This is a genomic window from Enterococcus sp. DIV1304_2 (assembly GCF_050555445.1).
In the GTDB taxonomy this organism is placed as follows: domain Bacteria; phylum Bacillota; class Bacilli; order Lactobacillales; family Enterococcaceae; genus Enterococcus_B; species Enterococcus_B pernyi.
Window position 1 is genome coordinate 242,528 of the sequence record NZ_CP187851.1, and the last position, 23,856, is coordinate 266,383.

The 23,856-nt window shown below is 39.1% G+C and carries 25 protein-coding genes and 1 pseudogene; 18 read left to right on the forward strand and 8 right to left on the reverse strand.

Going from position 1 to position 23,856, the window contains the following annotated elements; translation table 11 throughout:
- Nucleotides 1-23: 23 nt before the first annotated feature.
- The 5 genes from rpmI to IGJ14_RS01200 all read left to right on the forward strand — a co-directional run bounded on the left by rpmI (nucleotide 24) and on the right by IGJ14_RS01200 (nucleotide 5,115).
- Complete coding sequence (rpmI, locus tag IGJ14_RS01180; protein WP_010736566.1) at nucleotides 24-224, forward strand: 50S ribosomal protein L35; 201 nt, start codon at nucleotides 24-26, stop codon at nucleotides 222-224.
- A gap of 53 nt (nucleotides 225-277) precedes the next feature.
- Nucleotides 278-637, forward strand: coding sequence for a 50S ribosomal protein L20 (gene rplT, locus IGJ14_RS01185; RefSeq protein WP_019723984.1), 360 nt, complete (start codon nucleotides 278-280; stop codon nucleotides 635-637).
- Nucleotides 638-992: 355 nt separating this feature from the next.
- On the forward strand, nucleotides 993-2,330 hold the full coding sequence (locus IGJ14_RS01190; protein WP_065096924.1) for a citrate transporter: 1,338 nt from the start codon (nucleotides 993-995) through the stop codon (nucleotides 2,328-2,330).
- Between the two features lie 36 nt (nucleotides 2,331-2,366).
- The gene (locus tag IGJ14_RS01195; RefSeq protein WP_430608181.1) at nucleotides 2,367-4,496 is read left to right on the forward strand and encodes a hydantoinase/oxoprolinase family protein; all 2,130 of its coding nucleotides are present in this window, start codon (nucleotides 2,367-2,369) and stop codon (nucleotides 4,494-4,496) included.
- Nucleotides 4,471-5,115, forward strand: coding sequence for a hypothetical protein (locus tag IGJ14_RS01200; RefSeq protein WP_065096926.1), 645 nt, complete (start codon nucleotides 4,471-4,473; stop codon nucleotides 5,113-5,115). The genes IGJ14_RS01195 and IGJ14_RS01200 overlap by 26 nt, the downstream gene beginning before the upstream one ends.
- A gap of 70 nt (nucleotides 5,116-5,185) precedes the next feature.
- On the opposite strand, the gene IGJ14_RS01205 is transcribed toward IGJ14_RS01200, so the two are convergent.
- The 4 genes from IGJ14_RS01205 to IGJ14_RS01220 all read right to left on the reverse strand — a co-directional run bounded on the left by IGJ14_RS01205 (nucleotide 5,186) and on the right by IGJ14_RS01220 (nucleotide 7,584).
- Entirely contained in the window at nucleotides 5,186-5,860 is a 675-nt protein-coding gene (locus IGJ14_RS01205; RefSeq protein WP_019723403.1) for a GntR family transcriptional regulator, read from the reverse strand.
- Nucleotides 5,861-6,039: 179 nt separating this feature from the next.
- Nucleotides 6,040-6,207: a hypothetical protein gene (locus tag IGJ14_RS01210; RefSeq protein WP_019723404.1), complete on the reverse strand. Its 168-nt coding sequence runs from the start codon at nucleotides 6,205-6,207 to the stop codon at nucleotides 6,040-6,042.
- Nucleotides 6,208-6,283: 76 nt separating this feature from the next.
- Complete coding sequence (locus tag IGJ14_RS01215; RefSeq protein WP_065096927.1) at nucleotides 6,284-6,742, reverse strand: acyl-CoA thioesterase; 459 nt, start codon at nucleotides 6,740-6,742, stop codon at nucleotides 6,284-6,286.
- A gap of 14 nt (nucleotides 6,743-6,756) precedes the next feature.
- Nucleotides 6,757-7,584 (reverse strand): NAD(P)H-hydrate dehydratase, encoded by an 828-nt coding sequence (locus IGJ14_RS01220; protein ID WP_065096928.1) that lies wholly within the window; start codon nucleotides 7,582-7,584, stop codon nucleotides 6,757-6,759.
- A gap of 142 nt (nucleotides 7,585-7,726) precedes the next feature.
- On the opposite strand from IGJ14_RS01220, the gene pepV reads away from it, so the two are divergent.
- The 6 genes from pepV to IGJ14_RS01250 all read left to right on the forward strand — a co-directional run bounded on the left by pepV (nucleotide 7,727) and on the right by IGJ14_RS01250 (nucleotide 13,846).
- Complete coding sequence (pepV, locus tag IGJ14_RS01225) at nucleotides 7,727-9,145, forward strand: dipeptidase PepV (RefSeq protein ID WP_065096929.1); 1,419 nt, start codon at nucleotides 7,727-7,729, stop codon at nucleotides 9,143-9,145.
- A 313-nt stretch (nucleotides 9,146-9,458) separates the two neighbouring features.
- Nucleotides 9,459-10,163 (forward strand): GntR family transcriptional regulator, encoded by a 705-nt coding sequence (locus tag IGJ14_RS01230; protein ID WP_065096930.1) that lies wholly within the window; start codon nucleotides 9,459-9,461, stop codon nucleotides 10,161-10,163.
- A gap of 170 nt (nucleotides 10,164-10,333) precedes the next feature.
- Nucleotides 10,334-11,665 carry a PTS sugar transporter subunit IIC gene (locus IGJ14_RS01235; RefSeq protein ID WP_081277470.1) on the forward strand — a complete coding sequence of 444 codons (1,332 nt, stop codon included), beginning with the start codon at nucleotides 10,334-10,336 and terminating at the stop codon, nucleotides 11,663-11,665.
- A gap of 56 nt (nucleotides 11,666-11,721) precedes the next feature.
- The gene (locus IGJ14_RS01240; protein ID WP_065096931.1) at nucleotides 11,722-13,077 is read left to right on the forward strand and encodes a glycoside hydrolase family 1 protein; all 1,356 of its coding nucleotides are present in this window, start codon (nucleotides 11,722-11,724) and stop codon (nucleotides 13,075-13,077) included.
- A 267-nt stretch (nucleotides 13,078-13,344) separates the two neighbouring features.
- Nucleotides 13,345-13,524: a hypothetical protein gene (locus IGJ14_RS01245; protein WP_065096932.1), complete on the forward strand. Its 180-nt coding sequence runs from the start codon at nucleotides 13,345-13,347 to the stop codon at nucleotides 13,522-13,524.
- 136 nt (nucleotides 13,525-13,660) lie between these two features.
- Nucleotides 13,661-13,846, forward strand: coding sequence for a hypothetical protein (locus IGJ14_RS01250; protein ID WP_065096933.1), 186 nt, complete (start codon nucleotides 13,661-13,663; stop codon nucleotides 13,844-13,846).
- Between the two features lie 116 nt (nucleotides 13,847-13,962).
- Here IGJ14_RS01250 and IGJ14_RS01255 read toward each other — a convergent pair whose 3' ends face one another.
- A complete protein-coding gene (locus IGJ14_RS01255) occupies nucleotides 13,963-14,343 on the reverse strand; it encodes a PH domain-containing protein (protein WP_065096934.1) in 381 nt (126 codons plus the stop codon).
- Between the two features lie 213 nt (nucleotides 14,344-14,556).
- Between IGJ14_RS01255 and IGJ14_RS01260 the strand changes: the two genes are divergently transcribed.
- Complete coding sequence (locus IGJ14_RS01260) at nucleotides 14,557-16,014, forward strand: NAD-dependent succinate-semialdehyde dehydrogenase (protein ID WP_065096935.1); 1,458 nt, start codon at nucleotides 14,557-14,559, stop codon at nucleotides 16,012-16,014.
- A gap of 36 nt (nucleotides 16,015-16,050) precedes the next feature.
- Here the strand turns inward: IGJ14_RS01260 and IGJ14_RS01265 are convergent, their stop codons facing one another.
- Together IGJ14_RS01265 and IGJ14_RS01270 are read right to left on the reverse strand one after the other, a co-directional pair.
- A complete protein-coding gene (locus IGJ14_RS01265; protein WP_062805833.1) occupies nucleotides 16,051-17,010 on the reverse strand; it encodes a glycosyltransferase family 2 protein in 960 nt (319 codons plus the stop codon).
- Between the two features lie 139 nt (nucleotides 17,011-17,149).
- Nucleotides 17,150-17,500, reverse strand: coding sequence for a PepSY domain-containing protein (locus IGJ14_RS01270; protein WP_019724280.1), 351 nt, complete (start codon nucleotides 17,498-17,500; stop codon nucleotides 17,150-17,152).
- A 200-nt stretch (nucleotides 17,501-17,700) separates the two neighbouring features.
- Here IGJ14_RS01270 and pepA point away from each other — a divergent pair, with 200 nt between their 5' ends.
- The 4 genes from pepA (at nucleotide 17,701) to ytpR (ending at nucleotide 20,576) form a co-directional block, all read left to right on the forward strand.
- Nucleotides 17,701-18,780: a glutamyl aminopeptidase gene (gene pepA, locus IGJ14_RS01275; protein ID WP_065096936.1), complete on the forward strand. Its 1,080-nt coding sequence runs from the start codon at nucleotides 17,701-17,703 to the stop codon at nucleotides 18,778-18,780.
- Between the two features lie 123 nt (nucleotides 18,781-18,903).
- A complete protein-coding gene (locus tag IGJ14_RS01280) occupies nucleotides 18,904-19,224 on the forward strand; it encodes a thioredoxin family protein (RefSeq protein WP_019724278.1) in 321 nt (106 codons plus the stop codon).
- Nucleotides 19,225-19,245: 21 nt separating this feature from the next.
- Nucleotides 19,246-19,701: a universal stress protein gene (locus IGJ14_RS01285; RefSeq protein ID WP_019724277.1), complete on the forward strand. Its 456-nt coding sequence runs from the start codon at nucleotides 19,246-19,248 to the stop codon at nucleotides 19,699-19,701.
- Nucleotides 19,702-19,970: 269 nt separating this feature from the next.
- Complete coding sequence (gene ytpR, locus IGJ14_RS01290) at nucleotides 19,971-20,576, forward strand: YtpR family tRNA-binding protein (protein WP_065096937.1); 606 nt, start codon at nucleotides 19,971-19,973, stop codon at nucleotides 20,574-20,576.
- Nucleotides 20,577-20,624: 48 nt separating this feature from the next.
- On the opposite strand, the gene IGJ14_RS01295 is transcribed toward ytpR, so the two are convergent.
- Complete coding sequence (locus tag IGJ14_RS01295) at nucleotides 20,625-21,929, reverse strand: S1C family serine protease (RefSeq protein ID WP_065096938.1); 1,305 nt, start codon at nucleotides 21,927-21,929, stop codon at nucleotides 20,625-20,627.
- A gap of 428 nt (nucleotides 21,930-22,357) precedes the next feature.
- Here IGJ14_RS01295 and rlmH point away from each other — a divergent pair, with 428 nt between their 5' ends.
- Both rlmH and IGJ14_RS01305 read left to right on the forward strand, forming a co-directional pair.
- Nucleotides 22,358-22,837, forward strand: coding sequence for a 23S rRNA (pseudouridine(1915)-N(3))-methyltransferase RlmH (gene rlmH, locus IGJ14_RS01300; protein WP_034689953.1), 480 nt, complete (start codon nucleotides 22,358-22,360; stop codon nucleotides 22,835-22,837).
- Nucleotides 22,838-22,887: 50 nt separating this feature from the next.
- A pseudogene (locus tag IGJ14_RS01305) lies at nucleotides 22,888-23,750 on the forward strand (LEM-3-like GIY-YIG domain-containing protein).
- The last annotated feature ends 106 nt before the right edge of the window (nucleotides 23,751-23,856 follow it).

The window sequence follows — 23,856 nt, forward strand, 5'->3', positions numbered from 1 at the left end:
GATTTTGAGGAGGAAATATAGTCATGCCAAAACAAAAAACACACCGCGGATCAGCAAAACGTTTCAAACGTACTGGTAAAGGCGGATTGAAACGCTTCCGTGCGTTTACAAGTCACCGTTTCCACGGTAAAACTAAAAAACAACGCCGTCAATTACGTAAAGCGCGCATGGTTTCTAGTGGCGATTTCAAACGTATTCGTCAACAACTAGCAAAAATGAAATAAGAACGTAAAATAACTGAAATTTAAAGATTTATTTTTATTAGGAGGAATTATACATGGCACGTGTAAAAGGTGGAACAGTAACTCGTAAACGTCGCAAAAAAATGCTGAAATTAGCAAAAGGTTACTACGGTTCAAAACACACTTTATTTAAAACAGCAAAAGAACAAGTAATGAATTCATACAACTACGCATATCGCGATCGTCGTCAAAAGAAACGCGACTTCCGCAAATTGTGGATCGCTCGTATCAACGCAGCGGCTCGTATGAATGGCTTAAGCTACTCAAAATTGATGCACGGTTTGAAATTAGCTGAAATCGACATCAACCGCAAAATGTTAGCTGACTTGGCTGTCCATGATGCAGCAGCATTTACTGCATTAGCTGACCAAGCAAAAGACGCTTTAGCTAAATAAGCGCTAGAATAGCTAAACACATCCAGGTTTTCTGGATGTGTTTTTTTATATCTATCAAACTTCAATAAAATTTCTGTTATGTACAAATAAATTGAAATAACCAAATAGATAAAGTACATGATATTTTTTTGAAAAGAGAGGTGATTATAGCTCATTTTATGTCTTAGATAATGAATTTGTGTATATAGTTATCTGACTGAAATGTTTTTTAAAAAAACATTTCAGTAGCTCGTAATGAATCTTCTTTAATCATATGTCCTTGTTCTGTCGTCAATATTTAATGAAAGCGATTTCTCTGTGAGGTAGAATGAATCAACTGATATATCAGTGAGATGAAATAGAATGGAGTGAGTCTATGAGTGAAATGATTATTGGTATGTTGTTGATTTTGTCGTTCTTCTTTATGGTTTGGTATTGTGTCAAAGGACTTAATTTGATGGTCGGTTTAGCGATCATGGCGACGATTTGGATGGGATTGGCGCTGGTTGGTAATTTTTTCTCACCGAATGCCGCAATGGAAGGACAGTCAGTCATTGATGTGTTGACCCATGTATATGCTACTGGTCCAGCGGAATATGCGAAATCGATTTTAGTGAATGTATTCTTTGGTGCTTTTTTTGGTCGAGTATTGGTAGATAGTGGGATAGCGGCTACATTGATTCGAAAAGTCGTAGAGCTTGGCGGTGATAAACCGCGGATCACGATGAGCCTTTTATGTCTTGTAACGTCAATTATTTTTATGTCGATGACCGGGATTGGCCCAGTGATTTCAATTGCCGTGATCGTCTTACCGATTTTGATGTCGTTAGGAATTGCTGCACCTGTTGCTCTATTTGCATTCATGGGTTCGATTATGGCAGGGATCTTTGCAAATATTGTCAATTTCAAGCAATACCAAACGATCTATGCAGGGTTTAATTCTGCGGCTGAAAATTATACATACAATGATTACTTTCAAATCGGAATGATTGGCATGATCGTAAGTTTAGTAATCGTTCTGCTTGTAGCTAATATATCAATGAACCCGAAGAAACGCTATGCAATGGCAGCTGAACTTCCACGAGAAGGTGGGGAAGCGCCAATGATTTCTTGGTTGGCAGTCGTTATACCTGTGTTAGGAGTGGTGGTGTTAGAAATCCCGATCATTCTTGGTTTTATGTTGGCTGGGATCTGGGCGTTGCTATTTACAGGGAAATTACGTGGGGGATACAAGGAGATCTGTCGACAATTCGCTAAATTATTTACAGATGGAGCAACAGATGTGGCACCAATGGTTGGCTTTTTGATGACTTTAGCGATGTTCAATAATTCGGCGGTGTATGCTTCTTCTTATTTCTCTGCGATCCTTGGCGATTTTATTCCCCAGACACCTGTTGTATTGGCACTTGCCTTTGCATTGTTGACCCCTCTCGGGTTTTTCCGTGGTCCGTTGAGTCTAGTCGGTTCGGGATCAGCGATTTTAGCAGTAGTTTTAGCAGTCAATCCGACGATGCCCGTTGCCTTTTTATTTCCATTATTTGCGACAACGACCATTGCGCCGCAGCATTTAGATATAACTCAATCATGGATCGCTTGGGGATTAGGGTATACAAAAGTTTCCTCTCGTGAATTCATGAAAAAATCGATTCCGACAGGGTGGGCGATCGGTGTGATCGTCTGTATCTTGACGTTGATCCTTTATGGTAATTTTTGATAGTTATAGAAAGTAAAAAATTTGGAGGATGCAAAAATGAAGCGTGCAGTAAGAATGGGCATCGATGTAGGTGGTACCCATACAAAAGCAGTCGCAATCGACAATGCGACACATGAAATCATCGGTAAATCATCTGTTAAAACAACGCATCACCATCCAGAGGGTGTAGCTGCCGGGGTCGTACAATCGTTTCAAAATTGTTTGCAAGAAAATCTGATCAGTCCGGAAGATGTCGTTTTTGTCGCGCATTCTACGACCCAAGCAACGAATGCCTTGATTGAAGGAGATGTGGCAAAAGTAGGAGTGATCGGAATGGCAAAGGGTGGATTCGAAGGTTTTTTGGCGAAAAGACAAACTCGGTTAGCCCCGATCGATTTAGGGAATAATCGAAAAATAGACATTGCAAATGTCTTCTTACCACTTAAACAACTGACAAACGAACGAGTGTTAGAGACGATTGCTACACTGAAAAAGGAACAGGCGGAAGTTTTGGTTTCTTCAATGGCTTTTGGCGTAGATAATAGTGAGTCGGAACAGGTCATTTATTCCCTTGCCTCGGAACAAGGGATACCAACAACGATGGCTTCTGAGATCACTAAGCTTTATGGGTTGACGAGACGAACGCGAACGGCAGCGATCAATGCCTCGATTTTGCCTAAAATGTTGGAGACAGCGACGTCGACTGAACGTTCGGTTAGAGCTGCCGGTGTCAATGTTCCTTTGATGATCATGCGTGGCGATGGTGGGGTAATGGAAATCGCTGAAATGAAGAAGCGGCCAGTTTTAACGTTGCTTTCAGGACCAGCTGCCTCTGTCATGGGTTCTTTGATGTATTTACGTGCCTCGAATGGTGTGTATTTTGAAGTAGGAGGGACAACGACAAATATTGGTGTCATCAGAAATGGGCGTCCTGCCATCGATTACTCAGTGGTCGGCGGGCATGCGACCTATATTTCCTCTTTAGATGTTCGTGTCTTAGGTGTTGCCGGTGGTTCGATGGTTCGGGCAGATCGGACAGGGATTCTTGATGTAGGACCACGTTCTGCCCATATCGCTGGGTTGGATTATGCTGTATTCACACCGATTGAAAAAATCGATCAACCGAAAGTTGTCTTTTTCTCCCCTGTTGAAGGAGATCCGGCTGATTATGTCAAAGTAATTTTGGCAGACGGAAAAGAGGTCACTATCACCAATTCTTGTGCAGCGAATGTTCTTGGTCTTGTCCAAGAAGAACATTTTTCCTATGGTGATCCACAAGCCGCAAGAAAAGCCATGGAAGCTTTGGCTGCGTATTGTCAGACTACTGTGGAAGACATCGCTGAGCAGATCATGGCAAAAGCTTATGCAAAAATCGAACCAGTCATTTTGGAACTGGCAGAAAAATATCAATTGGAGAAAGAACAAATCTCTTTGGTGGGTGTAGGCGGTGGAGCAGCTTCCTTGATCACCTATTTTAGTCGGAAAATGGGTGTTAAGTACTCCATACCGGAAAATGCAGAAGTGATTTCTTCGATCGGTGTGGCATTAGCGATGGTGAGAGATGTAGTGGAACGGATCATTCCTTCACCAAGCAAAGAAGATATTCGAGGATTGAAAAATGAAGCGATGAATAAAGCAATCGAATCTGGCGCCACACCGGAATCGATTGAAGTCCATGTTGAAATTGATCCTCAAACCTCAAAAATCACAGCAATTGCCACAGGATCAACGGAAGTCAAAGCGACTGATTTAACAAAACAGATCAGTAAAAATGAGGCGTTGTCAATAGCGTCAGAAGACCTGCGGATGCCTCTAAAAGCTGTTTCCTTATTAGCGAATACTGACTTCTTCTATGTGATTGGGGAAAATAGTCCAGAACATTCTATCGGCGCATTACGGATTATCGACCAAAAAGGATTTATCAAAGTTCAAAGAGGGTATGCCAAATGTTTAAAAACCACAGCTGAACAATATCTCTTCGCTGTTCAACAGTTATGGGATGAACTGGCGGTCTATCAGACTGAACTGATTGCTCGTCCAGAATTTTATCTATGTATCGGCGCACGTGTCGCAGATTTTTCGGCGACAGAATTTGAACAACTACAACTCTTGATGGAGTTAGAAATCGCGATGTTGGAACCAGCGGAAGAAGTGATCGTGATTGCGGGAAATATCAAGCAAAAGTAAACTAGATGAGTTGATTTCAAAATTAATGACGATTTCTGATAAACAGTGGTGTGATTATCAATTTAAACGAGAGATTTTAGTAGGGAAACTCTCACTTTCTGAGCAAAGAGCGTGGGGAGAACTGGCGAGACAATGTGGAGAAAGGTTAGCAGAAGTAATTTATCGAAAGTACCATACAAGAAATATTCATGCGCTTTGTCGTACATTAAATGTCGCTATCTCCTATGGAGAAACAGCATGGCGGAATGATCGTTTGACACTCGCCACTTACGATGAAACAACGGGGATCTGTTTAATGACAGAACCAATCCAGAAGTTTGAACAGGAAAAGATCACTGCGCTCCCGTTGGAAAAAGTTACCTCTTTGATTTTAGCGCATGAATTGTATCATCATCTTGAAACATGCGATCCTACATTGTATACCCAACAGAAAACTGTAGAACTATGGCGATTTTTTGGGTATCGCCATCAGTCTAAGATCCGAACATTGAGTGAGATTGCAGCGATGAGCTTTTCGGAGAAGTTGAATAACGTAGGATTTTCACCATATGTGTTAGAAGTCGCTATGATTTGGCCGTATGATCCTCTACTCTGTGAGCGACTTGTTCAGTCATTGTAAATCTATTTGAATAAGGCAAAAGAAGGCGCAAACGTTCCTAAAAATTGCGGAGCGTTACGCCTCTTTTGAATCATCTTTCAGAGGATGCTTCAAAATAATTCGGATAATGAAGGATCACTTGTTCTTGTTCCTCAATGATCATATGGAGGTGGAGGTTACAAAGAAATCCCACTTCATCAAGTGCGTGTTCTTTCATGGCTCTCAATAAGATTTGATGTTCATCTAATACACGGCCCCAATCTAATTCAGAAATCGTCAAACGCAACCAACGGAAACGATCTAAGTGAGTGCTATAGCTTTCAAGCCAAGTCCATATTTCTTCTTTCCCCGCAACTTTGTAACACATTTGGTGAAAGGCTTTATCCAAAAGAAAGAAGGTTTTTTTGTCTTGTGCCAAGATGGCTTGATCCGTCTGTTCTAAAATCATCTCCAAGCGTTGATGAGCGGTATCGTTCATTTTAGCACTGCACTCTTGTAAAATCGGTTGTTCTAATTTTTCTCGCATGTAACGTGCCAAGTCTGCGGAACGTATGTCGATTTTTGAGATATATGTACCGGATTGAGGAATTGTTTTGATCAATTCCTGATTTCTAAGTTGGATCAATGCTTCTCGAATTGGCGTGCGTCCAATCGTTAGTTGTTCTTCTAAGATTCTGTCGGAAATCTTACTCCCAGGAGCTAATTCAGAATAGATGATTTGTTGTCTGATGGCTTCGTATGCTTGTTGTTGCAAATTGTTCCCCATAGAACACCCCTTTCAAAAAGCTATACCTAGTATAGCATATCCTTTCCTGAGAATAGAGTAAGGGGACGAGCTGATCAGCGAACAGAAACACAAAAATAGAGCCGCAAACAATTGGTTTGTCGACTCTTTTCAATACATATCCATAGTGCGAACATCTCATCCTTTCACGAAAGCAACAGTCAATCTGGGCGAACTTCCTGCAGTTGTTTGACACGACCACCGATTTGATTGGCAAAGGTTTCTGATTCTTTTTTGTCTTTGAAGACAAGCAAGTTTTCCGGGTTTTTTTCACGTGTGCGACAGCCAGTTTTATCAATATAACCGTGTAGTACTTTCACGACATACATCATAATCACCTGCTTTTTTTCTTTCCATTATACAAATCGGGGGTTAAAAGGCAAGAATAAACACTTATTTTTTCTTTTATTTTATTTCTGTTGCAGAATCAGGGGCTGCGTCGATGTTTGCATAAGTTTTAAACAGACTATCCAAGCTAGGATTGACACGGCTTAGTTTGACTAAACGTTGATTTTCTGCAAGTAAGAAACAGTGCTGGCTTGTACCGGTCGTCCGTAAACGCTGATCTTCTGTACCGTAAATCTCATAACGGAAATTCAAGCGTGTGCCTGTGTAGCTTTCGATAATCGGTTGGATCAAGATTTTGTCCCCATAACGGATCATTTCTTTGTATTCGCAACTTACGCCTAGTACAGGGATAATGATGCCTTGTTCTTCGATTTTCTTGTAACTAAAATCCAAGTGTTCTAACAAGGCAACACGTGCTTCTTCGAACCAGCGGATATAGTTGCTGTGGTGAATGATACCCATTTGATCGGTTTCGTAATAAAAAGGCTCTCTAAGGTAGCCGGTATATTTTTCCATTGTGATGCTCCTTCTTATCTTTGACTAAAATAATGCATCCATCTTGGGATCTGCTGACTGATTTCAGTTGGTAAAACGACATATCGCTCTTTTGCTAATTGGTCGCCGATAAAGCTATGCAAATAGACAGCGGCACTGATCGTTTCCTCGTTTTTTTGAAACTGAGCTAAAAAACCAGCAATCATACCAGCTAACGTGTCACCCATACCACCTGTTGCCATGGCTGGTGAACCTGCTGTATTGTAATAGATCCCATTTTGCCCATAGATCGTTGTTTGATGACTTTTTAAAACAAGTGATGCACCTAATTCTTGTTGCTTCAGCTGATTATTTTCTCTAGACTGTTCCTCTAAACTCAATCCGCTGACACGTTGCCATTCCATTTGATGGGGAGTGAGAACGGTATGCTCTGGATAAGGAAGCTCCAGCGAATGCGTAGCGAGCAATGTCAAAGCAGAACCGTCAATGACTAACCATTGTTTTTTTGTTTGATTGGTCAAGACAAATTGCAGAAGTTCAAGGCTTTGTTGATTGGTTCCTAATCCCGAACCAATTAGTAAGACATCCGCATCTTCAAAAGCCGAATACCATGTTTCTTTATTTGTCCAATCCCCCACCATTGCTTCTGGTAAATGACTATGGACGGCCACATGATTATTAGGATCTGTTACAACAGTTGTCAAGCCAGCCCCACTATGGACAGCTGCTAAAGCGCTCATGATGATCGCACCACCGAATTGCTCGTTTCCGCCAATCAACAGGACTTTACCAAATGTACCTTTATGAGATTCGATGGGGCGAGGAGTAATCACTTGTTGGAGTAATTGTTCATTTAGTTCCATGGGAAAGCCTCCTTTTTTTCATTATAGCCCATAATATTTAGGGAAAAAACTGTTTCGTTTATCCGTTGTCTGATTTTTTAAACAATTTGTCTGATTTATGTTATGATGAACTCGTAGACTGAATGAGTGGAGGAGTAACTTTATGACAATCAATTGGCAAAAAGAAGTCGAAGCACGTAAAGAAGACTTGCTTGAAGACTTAAAAAATCTTTTACGCGTAAGCAGTGAACGTGATGATTCAAAAGCAACTGCAGATGCACCATTTGGACCTGGGCCTCGTGACGCATTGAAACACATGCTTGCTTATGGTGAACGTGATGGCTTCGTTGTAAAAAACGTGGACAATTACGCAGGACACATCGATCTAGGTGAAGGAGACGAAACCTTAGGTATTTTTGGTCATATGGATGTAGTGCCCGCTGGCGATGGCTGGGATACTGATCCTTACGAACCAGTGATCAAAGATGGAAAAATCTTTGCTCGTGGTTCAAGTGATGACAAAGGACCAAGTATGGCTGCCTACTATGCGATGAAAATCATCAAAGACCTAGACTTAGAATTATCGAAAAAAGTTCGCTTTGTCGTAGGTAGTGACGAAGAAAGTGGTTGGGCAGACATGGCTTACTACTTTGAACATGAAGAAGAACCTGATTTCGGTTTCTCACCAGATGCGGAATTCCCGATCATCAACGGAGAAAAAGGCAATGTTTCTTTCGCATTCCGCTTTAAAGGCGATAACGCCGGCGACTATGTACTGAAATCATTTACGTCAGGTTTACGTGAAAACATGGTGCCAGGAACAGCGACTGCAAAAATCGAAGTACCAAGCGCAGATGCAGCAGTTGCATTAGAAAAGGCATTTTATGAATTTATTGAAGCAAATCCAATCAACGGTTCGATCGAAGCAGAGCATACATTTGTTACGATCAACGTAGTCGGAAAAGGTGCACATGGCGCAAGCCCACAATCAGGGATCAATGCCGGATCTTTCTTAGCAAACTTCCTTGATGATTACGAATTTATCGGTGCAGCTAAACAATTCATCCATGTGGCAGCTACTTACGTCCATGAAGACTTTTATGGTGAGAAATTAGGCGTTGCCCACGAAGACGAAAAAATGGGTAAACTAACAATGAACGCTGGGTTGTTTGCGTTTAAAGAAAATGGTTCAGAAGACGATAACTATATCAACATGAACTTCCGTTTTCCTAAAGGCACAACCACAGATGAATTAGAAAGCAAATTGAACAAAACAGTAGCAGACGAAGGTGCATCAGTTACTCGTGGTGCCCGTGTAATGGAACCACATTATGTACCAATGGATGATCCGTTGGTTGAAACATTATTACAAGTCTACGAAGATCATACCGGCGAAAAAGGCTACGAACAAATCATCGGTGGCGGCACATACGGACGCTTATTAAAACGCGGTGTTGCGTATGGCGCAATGTTCCCAGGCTACACAGATACAATGCACCAAGCGAATGAATTTATGAGTCTAGATGACTTGTTTCGTGCGACAGCGATCTATGCGGATGCTATCTATCGTTTGGCGAAGTAAAGACTGAAAATATGTTTGTTCGTAGTAAAATAATAATTGCAAAAGTCAGAAATAGTTGTACGCTTATTTTTGATCAAACATGATAAAATTCAATAGGTAATAAGTGATAAAGACTTGAGTGGCATATGGCCTTCGGAGAAATAGATTCTCTGAAGGCTTTTTTTGACTCCGAATCTTGCTTATTTGGATAAATGAAGAAACATTCGGTCAATGAATCGATTATTTATGTGTTATAGTTGTAAAGGTTATTTACAATTAGTTGTTTATCTAATATTATAATAAGTGTATACAAATTTCCGGAGGTGAAATAAACATGCCTAAATATATAGAAATTGCCCACTCCTTGAAAAATAAAATCATTGAAGGGGAGTTTAAAGAAGGCGAGCTATTACCAAATCAAGAAACATTAGCAAAAACCTACAATACGAGTCGAGTAACGATTAGAAAAGCGATACAGTTACTGATCGATGAATCTTTACTGTACACAAGACGAGGATCGGGGACATATGTGAGAAGCAACATTAAAAAGGACAAGGAGAATGTGACCCAGATCAATAGTGTATTCGGGACTTCTGCTCAAGAAGGGACGGAGGTGACCAGTAAAATCATCCGCTTTGACGTGCGTTTCCCCACTTCTTATGAGTCTGAGGAACTGAAAATAAAAGCGACTGATCCGGTCTATGACATCAAACGTGTAAGGTATGTAAATGGAGAGGCGAGAAGTATAGAGACATCCATCATGCCTCTTAAGTATATCAAAGATTTGGATGAAGAGATTTTAAAGGGGTCTATCTACAACTATATCAGAGAAGAGTTGGGTTATGTGGTCAGTGCGGCCCGTCGAGTGATCATTGCTTCAAAAGCAAATCATTTAGACAGTGAAGAGTTTGAGATCGAGGTAGGAGAACCGATTTTAGAAACCAATCAGATCGTCTTTTTTGATGATGGTACGCCGTTTGATCTATCTAAGACAAGATATCCCTATACGTCAGGAAAAATAGTAGCCGATATCAATTAGATAATAATGCTTAAAAGACTGTGCTTGTCACGATCAAGTGTGGTCTTTTTTCTTTTTCTCAGAAATAAGTATATACTAATTTTAATTGTGTATTTACAAAAACGTTTTCAGGTGATATTCTGTATTAGAAGTTGATATACAACTATAGACAATTTAGGAGGCATAAATAAATGGATGTGAAAAAAAGGGAAGCTTTGATGGGGAAATTTGTTTTAACAGCACAAAAAATCGGCAATCAAATTTATTTGAGAACACTACGTGATTCGTTTGCTACTATCATGCCTTTATTCATTTTAGCAGGTATTGCTATTTTAATTAATTCGGTCGTGTTAGATCCGTCAGGTTGGTTCCAAAATATGATCAGCGCGGACACAATGGCATCTTGGCAAAACTGGGGATCGATCATTACGAACGCGACCCTTAATATCACTGGGATTATTCTTGTGATCACCATTGGCTATTTCTTGTCAAAAAATAGAGAATATGATAACCCAATTGGGGTTGTGATCGCTGTTGTTCCAGCATTTTTGACGTTGCTTCCAACAATGATTGAGACAACACCGATCAATGGGGAAACGGCTGTGGAAATCAGTGGGGTCATCAGTTACGGGAATATTGGTTCAAAAGGAGTCTTTGCTGCCATCATTACTGGATTATTGGCAACAGAGCTATACATTCGTTTGACACGTTCTAAGAAATTGCAAGTCAATTTAGGAGATAGTGTACCGCCAGCAGTAGGAAAATCTTTTAACACGATGTTCCCATTGATCATTGTCGTTTCATTGTTTGCCTTTGCTTCATTTTTGATCCAATTAACAGGAAATGATTTTATGAGAATCATTGAACAATTCATCCAAGAGCCATTACGTGGTGTAGGGACTTCATTTTTTGGCTACTTGTTTTTAGTTTGCTTTGGAAACTTACTATTTTCTTTCGGTATCCATCAATCTGTCATCACCGGTCCGATCCTAGATCCATTATTGATGGTAAATATGAATGAGAATATGGCAGCTACTGCGAATGGGGAAGCTGCTCCTCACATTATCAACTCAGCGTTCCACCAAGTATATGGCGCTTTGATGGGTGGTACTGGTTCGACCATTGCTTTAGTGATAGCAATTTTACTTTTTAGTCGCTATCAAGCATATAAAGATTTATCTAAGTTGGCGTTAGGTCCTAATATTTTCAACATCAATGAACCTGTGATTTTTGGATTACCGATCGTCTTCAACTTACCGATGATCATTCCTTTTGTATTATCACCGATCGTAGGTACGACTATTGGCTATTTAGCAACATCAATGGAGCTAGTCAATCGCTGTGTGGTGACCATTCCTTGGACAACACCACCGTTTTTAAGTGGCTTTTTAGCAACTGCAGGTGATTGGCGAGCAATTGTTGTTCAAGCAGTCATTATTGTCGCGTTAGTCTTCTTATATCTGCCATTCTTAAAAATCAGTGAACGGGTTGCTCGTACAAATGCTGAGATGAGTCTTTCTTAACCGATTGCTAAAGGAAATACACAAATGATAAATAGAACGATGATTGGAATGGTAAGATGGGAAAGAAAAAATTTTTTTGGGGAGATTCCTCCTCAAGTATGCAAACAGAAGGCGCTTGGAACGAAGGCGGAAAAGGCTTGTCTGTTTATGACGTTCGTGAAGCCACTGAAACTACCTCAGATTGGAAGCATGGGATTGATCGCTATCACCGATATGAAGAAGATCTTGATTTGATGCAAGAAATGGGCATGAACTTTTATCGCTTCCAAACTTCTTGGTCACGTGTCAATCCAACAGGTGATGGGGCATTCAATGAAGAAGGACTCTTATTTTATGATCGCTATATCGATGCGATGTTAGAACGGAATATTGAACCGATGCTATGTCTCTATCATTTTGATATGCCGCTTCATCTTGCGCAGAATTACGATGGCTTTATGAGTAAACATGTCGTAGATGCTTTTGTGGAATACGGAAAAAAAATGGTGGATCGCTACAAGAACAAAGTCAAATATTGGGTGACTTTCAATGAACAAAATTTGTATTCAACACCTTTGGCACTATTATATGGGGGAACATTGAATACGGAAGATACAGCGGATAATATTCATCAAATCGCTCATAATATCATGGTCGCACATGCAAAAATCGCCAACTACATCCATGAAACAACAGAGGGGCAAATCGGTGGGATGTTAGCTTATTCTAATATGTACCCTGCGACTAATCATCCCAAAGATGTATTGGTTGCGAGAGAATGGGATGAATTTATCAACCAGAATCTTTTGGATGCCTTTTGTGGACGTGGTTATTCGAAACAAGTTTTGACGTTTGAAAAACAGCATTTGAACGTAGATATGACAGAGGAAGAACTTGCTGAGATCGGAAAAGTAACAAGTGATTATTTAGCATTCAGTTACTATTGTACCGGAAGTATCAGCCATAAAAACATTCCAGCAGATGTCGCACCAAACTATTATTTGACGTATGGTGAAGTGGAAAATCCATTTGTTTCGATGAATGAGTGGAATCTGGGAATTGATCCTCTTGGCTTTAGAGATATCATCAACAAGATGTATCAAAAATACAATCTACCGATTTTCCCTGTTGAAAATGGGATAGGCACGCAGGAAAAGTGGGATGGTAGTACACCTATTCAAGATGATTACCGCATTTATTACCATGAACAACATATTAAAGCGATGCAAGATGCCATGCGCATTGACGGCTGTGAAGTACTAGGCTATCTAGGCTGGGGATTAATTGATCTACCTAGCTCAAAAGGTGATATGGAAAAGAGATACGGAATGGTTTACGTTAATAGAGGAAATCATGATCTGCGTGATATGAAACGCGTACCCAAAAAAAGCTTTCGTTGGTTCAAAGATTTTCTTCAAAAAGAACAAGGCTGATAGAGTGAGTAAATAATAGCAAAATAGATAGTTGCATGTATTCACTGAATCAAGTGGATACATGCAGTTTTTTGTATATTTTTATTTGTTTGAAGAGTGAAGTGATGAATCAATAATACAGTTAGTCTGCTGAATGTTCACAAGCGACTATCCAACAGTAATTTTTCTCTTTATAGTTTGGAGGAAATACTTTTTTTATTTTCAAAAAAAATTTGTTCATTCTTTATCCATTTATTCAGTAGAATAATTGCTAAAGGAGGGATTACGATGGAACACGAAACACTAGAAAGTCTTAAAGAAAGAAAAGCGCGAATTTTAGCAACAGTTAAAGAGCAAGCATTAAATGAAGTCGACAGAAATAAAGAAGTAACTAAAGATAGTAAAGAAGTATCACACAGTGGTGATTCTCAGGCTATTGGGCAAAGTGAAAAAAATAAAGAGAGATAAATTTTCAAAAATCTAGAATATGAATAGAAGATACTTGAACGTCCCACTCTCTTGTTCGATTGATGCTACTTTCTAGATTTGTAGGGTTACAGTGAATCTTAGAAACCAAACTTCTTCAAAAAGAAAGGAGAGCAAGATGAAAGAAAAAGATCTAGATAAGATAAAAGAAAAAAGAAGACAAGAAATTGAGAGTATCAAACAACGTTCTTTTGCAGAAATCAATAAAATCAAAGCGGAAAATATGAAAAAACTTAAACTAGAAAAAATGGACTTTAAAGAAAAAAGAGCAAAAGATCAAAAAAATGAAGGCTATGTATTATAAAATTTTAAGTCTCTAGAAGCGTTTTTGCAGAAGTCGACAACACTGCAAAATCAGCCTACCCACCCCAAAATACTTCAAGTTTTGGATGAGTAGGCTTCTTTGTATTGATTATGAGTTTAAGATAAAACAGCTGTTGCAAGTGCCTGTTGTACGGCGATGATATTCTTATCTTTTCTAAATTGTAACGATTCAGCGGGTAGTTCTGCGCTAGAGATCCAAATTTTCAATTCAGCATCTAAATCAAAATGCCCACTTGTTTCAATCGAAAAACGTGAAATCGAACGGTAAGGGATCGATTTATATTCGCTTTTTTTACCAGTCATTCCTTGTTTATCGACGATAATCATCCGACGGTCGGTGAAAATAATCAAATCACGTACTAATTTGAACGCTAACTCTACCTGTTCCATTGGAATCAGGATCTCTTGAACTTCTCTTGTGATATTGGTTGTATCTTTTTGGGTAGCGTTACCCATCAAGCCATCAAATAGCCCCATAAAAACACTCCTTTAGTCGTAGGATAAAATCATTTTAGTAATCTACTTCATTGTAACAAAGCTTTTGAATGAACGAGCAATTTATTCTTCAAAAGAATAAAAAAATTGAATTTGTAAGGCTGAGTGAGACAAAGTCACGTTAAACAGATGGTTTGAGCTTTGACTTTATTAATGTTACGGTTGTTATGTAATTAAGAATAGAGGAGGCAAACTATGGGGAAATATGATTTACCGCAAGTAGAAACTCATCTTTATATTAATGGCAAATGGCTTGAAGGCTCTGAAGGAACAGTTGATGTCGTCAATCCAGCAACTGGTGAAACATTAGCAAGCGTCCAACAAGGTGGCGAAAAAGAGACAAAAGAAGCCATTGAAGCTGCCAACCAGGCATTCGAAGGTTGGTCAAGAACAGCACCAAGCGAACGAGCAAAATTAATGAATAAAATGGCTGATCTAGTAGAAGAAGACAGCGAACGTTTAGCAAAAATCATGACGATGGAACAAGGGAAACCGCTTGCTCAAGCGACAGCAGAAATCCAAACAAATGTCGAAAACCTTCGCTGGAATGCAGCGCAAGGCCAACGAATCATGGGAGAAATCATTCCTTCACCTGAAGGGAAACAATGGCAAGCACGTAAACAACCAGTAGGTGTCGTCGGCGCCATCACACCATGGAACTTTCCATCCAACATGATCATTCGTAAAATCTCGCCGGCAATCGCCGCAGGCTGTACGGTAATCTTAAAACCAGCAAAATCAACGCCTCTATCAGCACTTGCGCTGATGGAACTATTCCACAAAGCTGGCTTTCCAGATGGCGTCGTAAATATCGTCATGGGGGACTCCTCAACTATTGGAAAGATTTTGTCTGAATCGGATGATATCCAAAAAATCACATTCACAGGTTCAACAGAAGTTGGACAAATTCTAAATGAACAAGCAGCACCTACCTTGAAAAAAGTTTCTATGGAGCTAGGTGGACATGCGCCATTTATTATTTTTCCAGATGCCGATGTAGAATTAGCAGTCGATACATTGATCAAAACGAAATTTATCAACAATGGACAAGTATGTACGTCACCAAATCGAATTTTTATCCATAAAGAAATCAAAGAACAAGCAACAAAATTGATTGTGGAAAAAATCAGAGAAGTGACTGTTGGAAATGGGTTAGACGATCCAACTACGGGGCCATTGATCAATGAAGAAGGCGTAAAAAAAGTTGAAGAACAATTAAAAGATGCAGTAGCTAAAGGAGCAGAAATCTTGGCTGGTGGTCATCGTCTGACGGACGGAGAGTATGCAAATGGCTTCTTCTTTGAACCGACAGTATTAGATGGCGTGAAAAAGGAAATGGATATTTTCTACAATGAAACATTTGGACCAGTGATCCCAATCATTACATTTGAAGACAAAGAACAAGTAATCAAAGATGCCAATGATACGATTTTTGGTTTAGCATCATATTTCTTTGCGACGAATATCCATACGATCAACAATGTAAGCAATAAATTGCAATATGGCATGGTCGGTATCAATGATACGACAATCTCAAATTCTGCGACACCATTTGGGGGAGTCAAACATTCAGGGTTTGGCCGTGAGAACGGAACTTTTGGGGTAGAGGAATATGTCGAAGTGAAGTTTGTGACGATTGCATCAGAGAAATAAATGATAAGATAAAAAGAAGAGGATGATTGCATAAAATCATCTCTCTTCTTTTTTATTTTGATGATACTCATGATATACATGATAGAGGTTCAGTTCGTACTCTTTCTTTGCATTTGTAACGACCGTATCTAAAATCATACCGGTAACTAGTGAAAGTAAAGCTAGGATCATCAATCCTGTACTTAATATGGCTGAAGGGACTTTAGTAATAAAGCTCGTCAACATAAACTCCCGAATGACAGGAATCCCAGTGAACAGACCAGCTAAAAAGAAAATGACTGTCCAGATATTGAAAAATAGGATAGGTTTATAATCTTTACACATTTTAATAATCATCATAATGACTTTGAATCCATCAGAAAAGGTATTCAATTTTGATTCGCTACCTTCTGGGCGATCACGGTAATCAATAGGGAGCTCAACTAATTTGAATTTTTTATCTAAGGCATGAATGGTCAATTCCGTTTCGATTTGGAATCCAGCACTCATGATCGGGAAGCTTTTGACAAAAATACGGTTAAATCCTCGGTAGCCAGTCATCACGTCTCTTATTTTTGTTTTATATAAACGAGTGATCGTATTTTTGACTAAATTATTACCAAAATCATGGAAGGCACGTTTATTTTCTTCAAAGTAAGTACCATTAGAAAGACGGTCGCCAATGACCATATCCGCTTCGCCAGAACGTAATTTTTCTAAAAGTCCATGTACGGCTTCGGCTGGATAAGTATCATCTCCGTCTACCATCAAGTAGTAGTCTGCATCAATATCAAAAAACATTTGACGAATGACATTTCCTTTACCTTGACGAGGTTCTTTTTTTACAATAGCACCCGCTGCAACTGCTAAGTCGTAAGTGTTGTCCGTTGAGTTATTGTCGTAAACATAAATATCTGCTTCTGGTAATTCTCGTTTAAAGTCGGCAATGACTGTTGGAATCGTTGCTTCTTCATTATAACAAGGAATCAGGACAGCAATTTTTTCTGTGTGATTCATTTTTCACTCTCCTAAATAAATTGAAAAAGTTTAAACTAAGCATAACCTATCATGTACGTTTATACCAGTTTTTATGCAAAAAAAGAAGCTCTTATCCATAGGAAAGCCTATTTCTAAGAGAATCTTTTAAAAAATGAAATCAAGCATCTGTTCCTTTTTTTCTAGAAATATCTAAAACAGTACCAGTATAGGCATCTGCTAAAAATTCATAATAGACGACTTCACCATCTTCTATGCGAGAAATCCCACCACGATAAGCTTTTGAATGAATTGCAAATTTACGTGTCGGTTCTTTCTCAAAAGAGATCCAGGAGCCTTCAATCGAGCCTTCATCTAAAAATGCTTCTTTGATGGTAGCTAAGACTTCATCAGCGGACATCGTTTTGTTGCGATTGTACCATAGTGCAGTTGCCACGCCACTTAATAATCCTAAACCAAGTCCGACAGCTAAACCACCTTTGAAATAGGCCTGTTCACTTTCTTCATACATGCTGCTTGCCCTCCTTTACACTTTCACAAGTTTCTTTGGCTTTATTTTACCACACTATCTGATTTTCTTTGAAATAAATAACCGTTTTGAAATAAAATACGGTATAATAATCACGATAGATTTGTCCAGATACTATTTTTTAAGACAAATCAAAGCTGAGATTGAAAGGAGACAAGTCTGAATTATAGACGATCATTATTATGGATGAAAAAACATTTCAACGTATCAAAGAACTAACAGAATTACAAGGAACAAGCGGTTTTGAACAAGATATCCGCGCGTACATGGAACAACACATGGAGCCACTAGTTGATGAATTACAATTAGATGGATTAGGTGGGATCTTTGGATTACGCCACCACCAAGAAGCAGATGCACCTCGTGTCATGGTGGCAGCACACATGGACGAAGTTGGCTTTATGTTGACACAGATCCAAGATAACGGATTGTTCAAAGTGGTTCCGCTAGGCGGTTGGAATCCTTATGTAGTATCGGCTCAACGCTTTACATTGAAGACGTCATCAGGTAAAAATTACCCATGTATTTCTTCTTCTGTTCCACCACATTTATTACGTGGCACAAGCGGTCAAAAGTCTGTCGAAGTAACTGACATTTTATTTGATGCTGGTTTTGAATCAAAAGAAGAAGCAATGAGTTTTGGTGTCTTACCAGGAGATACGATCGTGCCTTTTGCAGAAACGATCAAAACAGCAAACGGCAAAAACATCATCAGTAAATCATGGGACAACCGCTACGGTTGCACGATGGTCTTGGAAGCATTAGAAGCCCTAGAAAAAGAAACACTAGGTCATACGCTGATCGCCGGCGCCAACGTCCAAGAAGAAGTGGGCTTACGCGGATCAAAAGCTTCTGTGAACAAATTCAAACCCGATCTATTCTTTGCGGTAGACTGCTCTGCAGCAGATGATACAGTAACGAAAAAAGGCACATTTGGTCATCTAGGAGAAGGCACCTTGATGCGTATCCAAGATCCAGGATTGATCATGTTGCCACGTTTACGTGAATATTTACTAGATATTGCTGAAACAAACAATATTCCATATCAATACTTTGTATCAAAAGGTGGTACCGACGCGGGTGCTGCTCATACACAAAATGAAGGAATCCCAAGTACTGTTATCGGTGTGGTTGGACGCTATATCCATACGCATCAAACAATGTTTAGTATCCGTGACTTTGAAGCAGCCAGAGAAATGTTGATCCAAACATTGAAGGGCTTAGATAAATCAACGGTGAATACGATCGTTTACGGAAAATAAGTAATCAACGAGTGAAGGCTATCCGCTTTTGCTCGTTTTTTATTTTTTAGATATAGTTTGGTCAGTTTTTTGTAAAGGTGTATAATTTAAGTAGAATATAGAATAAGAAAGAAGTGTAAACCTATGATTACTCCTAAAAGTCTTGAAGAAGTAGCCGGTTATGTTGAAAAAGGCAATCATATCTTTTTCTTTACTGCCGATTGGTGTGGCGATTGCCGCTTCATCAAACCACAAATGCCAGAGATCGAGCGTCGCTTTTCAGATTGGACATTTGTCGAAATGGATCGTGATGCGTATATCGACTTAGCAGCAGAATGGAATATTTTCGGTATTCCAAGTTTTATTGTCATTAAAGATGGGAAAGAGCTAGGTCGTCTGGTCAATAAAGATCGTAAAACAAAAGAAGAAATCGAACAATTTTTAACAAAAACGATTCAGCAGTGAGAAACGAGAGGAGTGGGAATAATGGAACAAGCATATAAGAAAATATTAGTTGGAATCGACGGAAGCGAGCAAGCGTTTGCTGCATTCAAAAAAGCCGTTGAGGTAGCTCGTAGAAATGAAGGCACAGTATATGTGACGAATGTGATCGACCAACAATTTTATCAATTTATGGGGTATACGCCTATTGACCAATCCTTGATCGATCAACAGACTGAATCAGCAAAAGAATTGATTGAAGAATGTAAAAATTACGGAAAATCCGTTGACTACCAAAAAATAGAAGGTATTGTGGCTTACGGTTCGGTCAGAGAATCTATGGCAGTAAAACTACCAAAGAAATATCAAATCGACTTGATCATGATTGGTCAATCAGGGTTAAATGCCGTTGAACGTTTTATGACTGGTAGTGTGGCAAGCTATGTGATTCGACAAGCTCCGTGTGATGTCTTAGTCGTTTCAGAACCAAGAGAAGCCTAGTTTTTGATTCAATAGGCAGATCCTTGAACAAAAAAGACGAGGAAACGAAAGATGGTGCATTTCGTTTCCTCGTCTTTTTTTGTGATCCGTGCTTTCTTTTTATTCCGGCAAGCTTTTCTAAGAGAATTTATCATGCAAGAACCGCCTTTTTTTGTTAAGATAAAGCAAGAGAGTTTGGCGCTGGACTATGTTGGGTTTCCCGAAAGTACGATGTATTCAGTTGCCATAAATAAAAAACAACTTCAACAAATGATATTGGAGGAAACAAAATGATTTTTGCTTATAATCGCGCACATGTGGGCGACACACTAATGGTGATCGTAGCCGACGATAAAGGGACGGAAAATACCGCTATTCGCAAATGGAATGTTGCGCAGATCAAAGATGAATCTGGCCAAATCGTTGCATGGAACTTTTTCCATATCTCAGATCATCTAACAATTGAAGGCAATGGCCAAGTAACAATCTCAGAAGAACAACTAGCTGAATTGAACCGTTTGATCAAAGAAGCTGGCTTTGAAGAAACATTGGAGAAAGACGACCAACCGAAAATCGTTGTCGGTTATGTCAAAACTTGTGAACCCCATCCAGATTCTGATCATTTATCTGTAACTGAAACAGAAGTAGATGGTGGTGAAGTTTTACAAATCGTTTGTGGCGCACCGAATATCGAAGCTGGTCAAAAAGTAGTCGTTGCCAAACCTGGTGCAATGATGCCAGACGGTATGATGATTTGGCCTGGAGAATTAAGAGGGGTCAAAAGTGATGGCATGATTTGCTCTGCAAAGGAACTTCACGTACCTAACGCTCCAGAGAAAAAAGGCATCTTAGTTTTACCTGAAGATGCGATAGTTGGCGAAGCATTCAAAAACTAGCATGAATAAAAAAGACGACTACCTCCACTGAGGCAGCCGTCTTTTTTATTAATTATTTGAGCCATTGGAACTATTTGAATTTCCTTGATTTAATGCAGTATTATCAATTGTCAATTTGATATCTACAGTTTTTTCTTCTTCGCCACGGTAATAAGTGATCTTCACAGTGTCACCAACTTTTTTACCATAAAGCACAGACTGTAATTCAACACCAGATGAGACTTCTGTGTCATCGATTTTTGTAATGACATCATATTGTTCTAAACCAGCTTTTTCCGCAGGTGTTGCTGGTTGAACCGAACGAATGATCACGCCATTTGTTACAGAAGATGGTAATTTTAAGATCTGTTCCTGTTGTTGTGTAGAAACGGCGGAAAGATCGGTCATTGTGATGCCAAGCGCAGGACGTGTTACTTTTCCATCTTTTTCAAGTTGATTGATGATATTTACGACATCATTACTTGGAATCGCAAAACCCATTCCTTCAACACTTACACTTGAAGAATCAGAAGTCGATGCAATTTTACTTGAATTGATACCAATGACTTGTCCTTCGATATTAACTAGTGGACCACCAGAGTTCCCCGGGTTGATCGCCGCATCTGTTTGGATCGCGTTGATATTGACCGTTTCACCAGATTCATTCGAGCTTGTTACTTGACGATTCAAGGAAGAAACAATCCCTGATGTCACCGAGTTTGCATATTGAGAACCTAGAGGAGAGCCAATCGCAATCGCAGGTTCGCCGACTTTCAATGAAGCAGAGTCGCCAAATGAAGCAACAGTATCGACTTTATCAGCACTGATTTTTAAAACAGCTAAATCAGTATAAGCATCTGTACCGACTAATTCTGCTTTCACTTTTGTTCCATCTTTTAATAAAACTTCTAGTCCTTGTTGTCCATCGACAACGTGATTATTCGTCACGATATAAGCGGAATCGCCCTCTTTTTTATAAATCACACCGCTACCTTCACTGTAAGCTTGCAATTCGCCATCTTCACCACTACTTTCTTGTTGTTGGCCAAATAATGAACCAAACGGGTCAGATGATGAACTTTGTTTTTGTAGGTTGATAACAGAAACAACTGCTCCTTGCACTTTATCCACCGCAGAAGTAATATCTGAATCTACATTGACTTTTACATTTTCGACAACTGTTTCGCCTGATGCATTTTGTGTCCCGCTGCTAGAAGAAGTCGTTACTGAGTTACCACCTCCAGTTGCTGCATAAAAAATACCGAAAGTCAGTAATCCGCCAATCACGCCACCAACTACGCCAAGACCTAGCTTTCGCCAAATGCCATTAGATTTTCTTTTTTTCATTTTTGGTGTCACATCTCTTCTGTCCATGTGATCTGCCTCCATTTATTATTTTCTAGATAAGTTAAGTATAGACTTATTTACTAAATTTAGTCTACTTCCAGACTGTGAACTTTTTATGAAAAACATTAGGAAAAATAATTGTTTTCAGATGAAAAAATTAAATACAAACTTATACACAGAAATTGTGGAAAAGTATTTGTAAAAAATGCGTATAATTGTCCATAAAAGTTATCAACAACTTGTGGAAAAAGTGGAAAAACCTGTGCGAAACATATGTTTGCTTAAGAAATACTTATGAAATAAGCAATAAAACCACGATAAACTGTGGATAAACCTGTGGAAGATGTGTATAACTATGTGGGAAAACTTTTTTAAATTACTTTCTTGAATAAGCATCCTCAATTATAATAAGGAAGGAATAAATCGACCTGGAAGAATGAGGAAAGGAAATAATTATGAACATAAAAATCATCTCAGTAGGAAAATTAAAAGAGAAATATCTGATTCAAGGAATCAATGAGTACGTTAAGCGACTGAAAGCCTACGGGAAAATCGAACTAATAGAAGTACCTGACGAAAAAGCACCAGAAAATCTTAGCGAAGCCCAAATGCGCCAAGTCAAAGAAAAAGAAGGCGAGCGTATACTCGCAAAAATCAAAGATCATGAATTTGTCTACGCTTTAGCGATCCAAGGTGAAAATCCTACTAGTGAAGCCTTTGCAAAGCAAATCGATCAATTAGGCATCCAAGGAAAAAGCCAGCTCGTCTTTGTCATCGGTGGCTCGTTAGGATTAAGCGATGACGTCATGCAACGCAGCAATGCCCAAATATCCTTCGGCAAAATGACCTACCCGCACCAACTGATGCGCCTGATCCTCGTTGAGCAGATCTATCGGGCGTTTCGGATCAATACGGGGGCGCCGTATCATAAATAATGATATTTTTTTAAAGACAGAGAAAAAATAGTAAAACAGGGGAGTAACAAATGAGTGAACTTAACCATTTTTCTGCGTCTACTCTAGCCGAGTTGCAAAAAGACGAGAAACATCCTTACTATGTCTATTGTTTGGTTGATCCTAGAAATAACCAGACTTTTTATATTGGGAAAGGAAAAGGAAATCGTATTTTTGCCCATCGTCAAGCGACACTGAGTATGTTGAGAAAATATGATTTACTTGACGAAAATGAAACAGCTATAACCTTAAAAATAAGAACCATCCAAGAAATAAATGAGATGAAACTGAAAATATCGAGTTATATACTTAGCTATGGTTTAACTGAGAGCGAGGCTTATGCCAGTGAGAACGCGTTGATCAATTATGCTCAATTGATCCAAGGAATTTCGTTAACTAATTTAGTAAAAGGACATGGTTCTAAGGTGATGTCAGTTGAAGAAATCGAAGACCGATATGGTTTTCAACCGATGCCAATCAATGAAATAGCAACAGATGAATTGATATTAGCAGTAAAAGTGAGGGATGCTTTTGATCTAAGTAAAGACGAATCACAAGAATATTTGATTGATGACAGATTTCGTGATGATACTAATTTAAAAAATCTCGTACGCTAGGTAACTGGGTGATCGGTCGAGATAAAATACATCGGATTCGCTATGTTATAGCTGTTAATACAGGAGCAGATAATGCGGTTGTCGCTGCTTATAAAGTTTCTTCGCGCTATTCAGAGTCGAAGAAATTTGAAAATGGCTTGACTCGTTATGCGTTTCAGGCATTATCGAATAGAGATGATACGTTGAGAGAACTTAATTTATATAAACGATCTTTACCAGATATTAAATTTGGTAGTGGGAGTGCAGTAGCGTATATTCATAGTTTGAAAAATGAATAAGTGGATGCGAAATCTTGTAGGAATGTAAGAAATTGTAGTAAGGAATCTTTTGAATAAAATGGTTGAAATAAGTTTTATCAAATGGGTTCTGAAATAATAGAATTGT